The organism is Natrinema soli, assembly GCF_028618695.1.
This window is the reverse complement of sequence record NZ_JAQIVI010000694.1, coordinates 1-5370: the sequence shown is the minus strand read 5'-3', so window position 1 is coordinate 5370 and position 5370 is coordinate 1. Positions and strand designations below refer to the sequence as shown.

Below are 5370 nucleotides of genomic sequence, written 5' to 3'. Positions count from 1 at the left end.
GAGGCCGACGACCTCGCCGGCGTGGGCCTCGAAGGACGCGTCCCGAAGCGCGGTGACCGTTCGCGATGACGCGGCTCGAAATCCGGATGAGTCGCCGCCGTACCGGTGGGTGACTCCCTCACAGCGGACGGTGACCGGCGGCGTCGCGGTCGATCGAGCGAGCTCCTCGCCGATCGTCCGCGCTCGAGCGGCGTCGTCCGTACCGGGCGGTGAATCGTGTGCCATGCGTCTAGCTCGTCGGAGTGATATCGTCAGGCGATCATTGTTACGAGTCGCATACTGTATTCTGCATGCGGTTTCATGCTGACAACAGTGACCATCCGGCTATCCGGTGGACGGCCTCCAGCGGCCGTGCGACCCGCTGTACTGCGGTTACTGGCTCGAAAGGGCGAGTTACTGGCAGTTTGTCTATGGATTCGGATCGGGGCGGCTTTGGGTCACGACGCGGTCTCGGCCGCCCGCTCGAGGCCGCGTCGGATGGAGCCGAGACCGGGCGTCCCGTCGCGATACCAGACGACGAGCGCGACGAGGACGAGCCCGAACTGGACCCATTCGAACCATCCCATCGAGTAGCGCAGGAAGCCGGCGAGAATCCCATCGACCGGGTCGTACGCCGGCGGCTCGAGGACGGGCCAGAACAGGAAGGTCGTCGCCGAGACGTCTCCGGAGCGGATCGCGGACGGCGGAACGTCGGCGAGCAGATGCGAGACGTGTCCGATGGCGAACGCCGTCCCGATTTCGGGACGACCGACGCGGCAGGCGAGGCTGTAGGCGGCCGGGAGGAGGAGCGCGGCGACGAACACCGAGTGGGCGAACGTCCGGCCGCCGGGGAGGATCTCGAAGGACCACGCGAACGGTTTGTCGATCAGGTCGGGAAACTGGGAGCCGATGGCGAGAGCGATCACGGGAACCGCTCGCGGTGGACGGGCGTCGTGTCGGTGACTGTAGACGGTGTATACCAGATATGCGACGGCAAGGTGTCCCCAAGGCCACATCGTCTCGGCCTTCAGGGGTCATCGCAAAAGGTGTGACGTTCGCGGGTGGGTTCGCGCTGCGACAGTCGCGACGCCGAACTGAGACCGGCTGAATGCTCGAGGACCCTCCGTTACAGTAATCGTCACCGCTACCGAGTAAAGTGCGCTACGTTTAGGTATCCCGACGTTGCCCGTTGGAGTAGATGCCGACCCAGCGCCGGATCCGATTCGTCCGCGGGCACGTCGCGTGGATGGTCGCGACGGTCCTCGTACTCGCACTGCTGAACGCGCTCTCCTACGAGCTGTTTTTCGTCTGCTCGCTCATCGGTTTCCTGATCGTCACGGAGTTGACGGCCCCGTTCAACGTCACGCCGACGTGGCGACGCCGACTTCGGTGGCTCATTCTACTCGGTCTCGTCGGGTTCGCGGTCGTCGTCGTCCGACGGATCATCGAAATTCTCCCACCGGAGGTGGTCCCTGTATGAGCCACGGCGCGCGGCGCTCCCCGGATCGACCGTCGGCTCGAGCCGCGGAGGTGACCCGATGAGCTGGCACGAGGGCGTGCTCGGCGACGGCAGTGGAATTGACTGGTCGCGGGTGCTGTTACTCGCACTCGTCGTGACTGTGCTCGTCGCGCTGGGCACCGTGGCCGCGACATCGTCGTCGTCCTTCGGCCTCTATAACCCGTCCTGGGACGGAACGTCCGAGCTCCGGCAGGACGCCGCGGCCGATCCGGCCGTCGAGAGCGACATCCTGCGAGACACCGCCGAGTACACGGAGCTCCCGGCTAACGAGACGGTCGCGTTCGTCATCTCGCCGGACGACGCCTACACGGAGGAAGACGCCGAACGGGTTCGGGAGTTCGTCGCCGAGGGCGGGACGCTGGTCGTCCTCGAGAACTTCGGTGACGACGGGAACGCCCTGCTCGCCGATGTTGGCGCCGAGGCGCGGGCCGACGGACAGCTCCTGCGCGACGAACGCCACCACTTCCGCGGACCGACGATGCCGATCGCGACGGGCGTCGAGAACCACACGCTGACGACCGGCGTCGACCAGCTGACGCTCAACTACGGGACGGCGATCGAACCCGGAAACGCGACGGTACTGGTCGCGACGAGTGACTTCGCGTACCTCGGTCCCGAGGAAGACGATCTCGACGAACAGGACGAACTCCGATCCTACCCGGTCGCGACGGTGGAGAACGTCAGCGAGGGACAGGTAGTCGTCGTCGGCGATCCCAGTATCACGATCAACGCGATGTACGACGAGCCGGATAACGCCCCGTTCGTGCGCGGGCTGTACGCCGACGCCGATCACGTCGTCTTCGACCGCTCACACGGCGCCGACGTTCCTCCACTGACCGGTGCGGTGCTGACGATTCGTGACTCGCCGTTGCTCCAGTTGCTCGTCGGGACCGTCGGGATCGGGCTCGTTGCGATTCTCTCGCGGGTCCGCGTTCGATCCGGGCTCGAGGCCGCACAGGCCCGCCTTCCCGCGCGATACCGACCGGCCGGGAGTCGCCACAGCGGACAGGAAGTCCCGAGCCTCTCGGACGCCGAGCGCGCAGCATACCTTCGCAGACGCTATCCCGACTGGGACGAGGACCAGATCCAGCGAATGATAACAGCGTTTAACCATCCCCGTTCGGAAGAGGAGACCGACGAATGACCGGTACCACGGATCCAGCCGACAGGACAAGCGGTGATCCCGAAGGCATCTACGAGTCGCTACACAGTGAGATCGACCGCGTTCTCATCGGCAACGATGAGGCCGTCGAGTACCTGACGATCGCGCTCTTGACCCGTGGGCACCTCCTGCTCGAGGGAGTCCCCGGCATCGCCAAAACGACGCTCGCGAACCTCTTTGCGCGGACGACCGGCCTCGAGTACAACCGGATCCAGATGACGCCCGACACCCTCCCGGCCGACATCACGGGAACGCACATCTACCGGCAGGGTCCGGGGACGTTCGAACTCCAGCGCGGCCCCATCTTCGCGAACCTCGTGGTCGCTGACGAGATCAACCGCGCGACGCCGAAGACACAGAGCGCGTTGCTTGAGGCGATGGAAGAGCGTCGCGTGACGATCGAGGGAGAAACGCTCTCGCTGCCCGACCCGTTTATGGTCGTCGCGACACAGAACCCGATCGAAACCGAGGGAGTGTACCAGCTCCCGGAGGCGCAGCGCGATCGCTTTCAGTTCAAACTGACGCTGGATCTTCCGGACCGAACGGACGAACGCGAGCTCCTCGACCGATTCGACGACGACCCGGATCTCGGGCCCGACAACGTCAAGCAGGTCATCGATCCGCAGGCGCTCGTCGACGCGCGCCGGACCGTCCAGGCGGTCCACATCGCGCCACCGGTCAAGGAGTACGTACTCGATCTCGTCGCAGCCACGCGGGAGCACGCTGACGTCTCCCACGGAGCCTCACCGCGTGCAACGCTGGCGTTTCTCAACGGTGCCAAGGCACGAGCCGCGATCAACGGCCGCGAGTACGCGATCCCGGACGACATCAAGTCGATGGCGGTGCCGGTGTTGCGCCACCGGCTCGTGCTGAGTACCGATGCCGACCTCAGCGATATCGATTCCGCAGACGTCGTCGCGGAGATCGTCGAGACGATCGAGCCGCCGGGTGCTGAAGCGGACGAGGCGTTCGACCCGCTCGCAGCGCATGAGGGCGGCAACAATCCATTCGATTGATATCCACCCGCCCTGAAGGGCGAGGATTCCCGACCCCGTTTGGGATAGTTACGGTTTGTATCTGCCCGGCATGGACAACTACTGGCTGTGCCAACCAGCCGTTACTCCTATCCTCTCGATGAAGATTCAGAGGTACTTGTGCTGTCGCACCCCGCCTCACCATGGAAGAGGGCATCTTCCGCTGAGAGACAGGGAATCCGATACTGGCCAATTAAGTGGGCGAGTAGACCGCCTCGGATATCTAATATCACGGTGAGAGGCTACTTAAAACAGCAGATTTGGCCGATTCGTATATTCCGCTTCATCCCTCGACGGCGCGTATCCCCCGCTGTAAACGGCGAGGTTTTGCGCCTGATCTGCCCGGTAAGCTCACGACGTCGACCGACGCTCGGCTGGAGCAGTACGACACCGCTCACGCCGCTCCCGGTTCGGTTCGCTCATTGCCACCACCGTCCTCGTCGTGTGCAATCTCCTCACGAGTGGCTGCCGCCGTACCCACACTCGTCTCATCGTCATCGTCCCACCGGCAGGTAACCAGCCAGTCCGACCGCTCGTCGCCCGGCGTGACCTCGAGTCGGATCGGTCGCCCGAGGCCGATGACGAACCCGACTGCGAGGAACGAGGCGATCGGATGATCGAAGCGGTCGACAGCGCCGAACGCGCTGGCAGTGATCGCGACGGTGACCCGACCCGACTGGACGTCGACGTCCGGTTCGGCACCGGCCGCCAGTTCGAACTGCTCGACGAGGCCGTCCGCGAGCTGAGTCGCGAGCGGTGCCGGCGCGGTCGCGAGTTCTTCGGTCAGTGCGCGCTCGAATCCCTCGAATAGCGTCCCGCCGGTCGGCTCGAGGGAGAGTCCGCGGTGATCGGGCTCGGTCAGGAACGGCCCGTCGAGTTCGTCGGGTGTGGGCAACTCGTCGGTTGATTGCTGGGGGACGTACAGGTGCGCATCGACGGGCTCACCGGCCGGGACGTAGATGCGGTCGTCGCCGAGACCGAGCTCACCGGCGATGGCGGCCTCGTTGGCCGCCATCGCGGCGTAGATCCGCTCGCCGACGTCCGCGGCAACGAACGTGCCCGGCGTCAGGTAGTACGTGAGTACCCCACCGAACAGCCCCACCGCGGCGAGCGCGAAGAGCACCTCTCGCCCGTCGGGAAACGCGACTGCGCCGAGGGCCGTGACGACGCCGACGAGGGCCAGTCCCGCTGCGGTTCGACGGTACTGTGACTGTCTGGCGCGAACGTACTCGGTCCGTAACCGTTTGTTTTCGGCCGCCAGGAGTTCCGCTCGCGCCGCGGGCTCGAGCGGGTCCTCGTCCGACCCGTCGGCTCGATCCGCGTCCGGGTCAGTCGTCGTCTCGTCCAGATTACCGTTGTCGTCCAGATCACTGTTGCTTGCACTCATGAGTCAGTAGCGGGTTCGGTCGTCGGTCGGGTCGTCGTTTCAGCGGTCGAGTCAGCCGTCGGCTCGGTCTCGAGCGGTGTCGATGCGTCTCCGTCGTCGCTCTCCGGGACAAGTCCGAGTCGAACGAGCTCGAATCGGTGGAGTCCGTACGCGGTGATCCCGAGGAGCACGAGTACCGCGGTGGCGGCGAGCCGGATCGACTGCGTGTCGAGGACGAGCCACGCTGCACCCGCTAGCACGAACGCGCTGGTGACGGCGACGAGCGCGGTGCGCCCCGGACTCGCGCCCC

At 65.5% G+C, this 5370-nt stretch carries 6 protein-coding genes and 1 pseudogene; 3 read left to right on the top strand and 4 right to left on the bottom strand.

The window, feature by feature from the left end; translation table 11 throughout:
* A pseudogene (locus tag PGX04_RS30265) lies at positions 1 to 225 on the bottom strand (ABC transporter ATP-binding protein); the annotation flags it as partial.
* Between the two features lie 212 nt (positions 226 to 437).
* The gene (locus PGX04_RS30260) at positions 438 to 995 is read right to left on the bottom strand and encodes a metal-dependent hydrolase (RefSeq protein ID WP_273741875.1); all 558 of its coding nucleotides are present in this window, start codon (positions 993 to 995) and stop codon (positions 438 to 440) included.
* Positions 996 to 1177: 182 nt separating this feature from the next.
* Here PGX04_RS30260 and PGX04_RS30255 point away from each other — a divergent pair, with 182 nt between their 5' ends.
* From PGX04_RS30255 to PGX04_RS30245, 3 genes are read left to right on the top strand one after another with little or no spacing between them, the layout of a single operon-like run.
* Positions 1178 to 1459, top strand: a complete 282-nt coding sequence (locus PGX04_RS30255) for a DUF8044 family membrane protein (RefSeq protein WP_273741874.1) — start codon at positions 1178 to 1180, stop codon at positions 1457 to 1459.
* 58 nt (positions 1460 to 1517) lie between these two features.
* Entirely contained in the window at positions 1518 to 2642 is a 1125-nt protein-coding gene (locus PGX04_RS30250) for a DUF4350 domain-containing protein (protein ID WP_273741873.1), read from the top strand.
* Complete coding sequence (locus PGX04_RS30245) at positions 2639 to 3676, top strand: AAA family ATPase (RefSeq protein WP_273741872.1); 1038 nt, start codon at positions 2639 to 2641, stop codon at positions 3674 to 3676. The genes PGX04_RS30250 and PGX04_RS30245 overlap by 4 nt, the downstream gene beginning before the upstream one ends.
* Before the next feature lie 412 nt (positions 3677 to 4088).
* Here the strand turns inward: PGX04_RS30245 and PGX04_RS30240 are convergent, their stop codons facing one another.
* Both PGX04_RS30240 and PGX04_RS30235 read right to left on the bottom strand, forming a co-directional pair.
* Positions 4089 to 5081 (bottom strand): DUF7982 domain-containing protein, encoded by a 993-nt coding sequence (locus tag PGX04_RS30240; protein WP_273741871.1) that lies wholly within the window; start codon positions 5079 to 5081, stop codon positions 4089 to 4091.
* The coding region (locus tag PGX04_RS30235; protein ID WP_465263859.1) for a DUF8163 family membrane protein at positions 5078 to 5370 on the bottom strand (293 nt) is incomplete at its 5' end. The genes PGX04_RS30240 and PGX04_RS30235, both read right to left, overlap by 4 nt.

Excerpts from the sequence above, each read along its gene's own strand:
- PGX04_RS30260 (WP_273741875.1), bottom strand. The coding sequence starts at position 995 with ATGTGGCCTTGGGGACACCTTGCCGTCGCATATCTGGTATACACCGTC.
- PGX04_RS30255 (WP_273741874.1), top strand. The coding sequence starts at position 1,178 with ATGCCGACCCAGCGCCGGATCCGATTCGTCCGCGGGCACGTCGCGTGG.
- PGX04_RS30250 (WP_273741873.1), top strand. The coding sequence starts at position 1,518 with ATGAGCTGGCACGAGGGCGTGCTCGGCGACGGCAGTGGAATTGACTGG.
- PGX04_RS30245 (WP_273741872.1), top strand. The coding sequence starts at position 2,639 with ATGACCGGTACCACGGATCCAGCCGACAGGACAAGCGGTGATCCCGAA.
- PGX04_RS30240 (WP_273741871.1), bottom strand. The coding sequence starts at position 5,081 with ATGAGTGCAAGCAACAGTGATCTGGACGACAACGGTAATCTGGACGAG.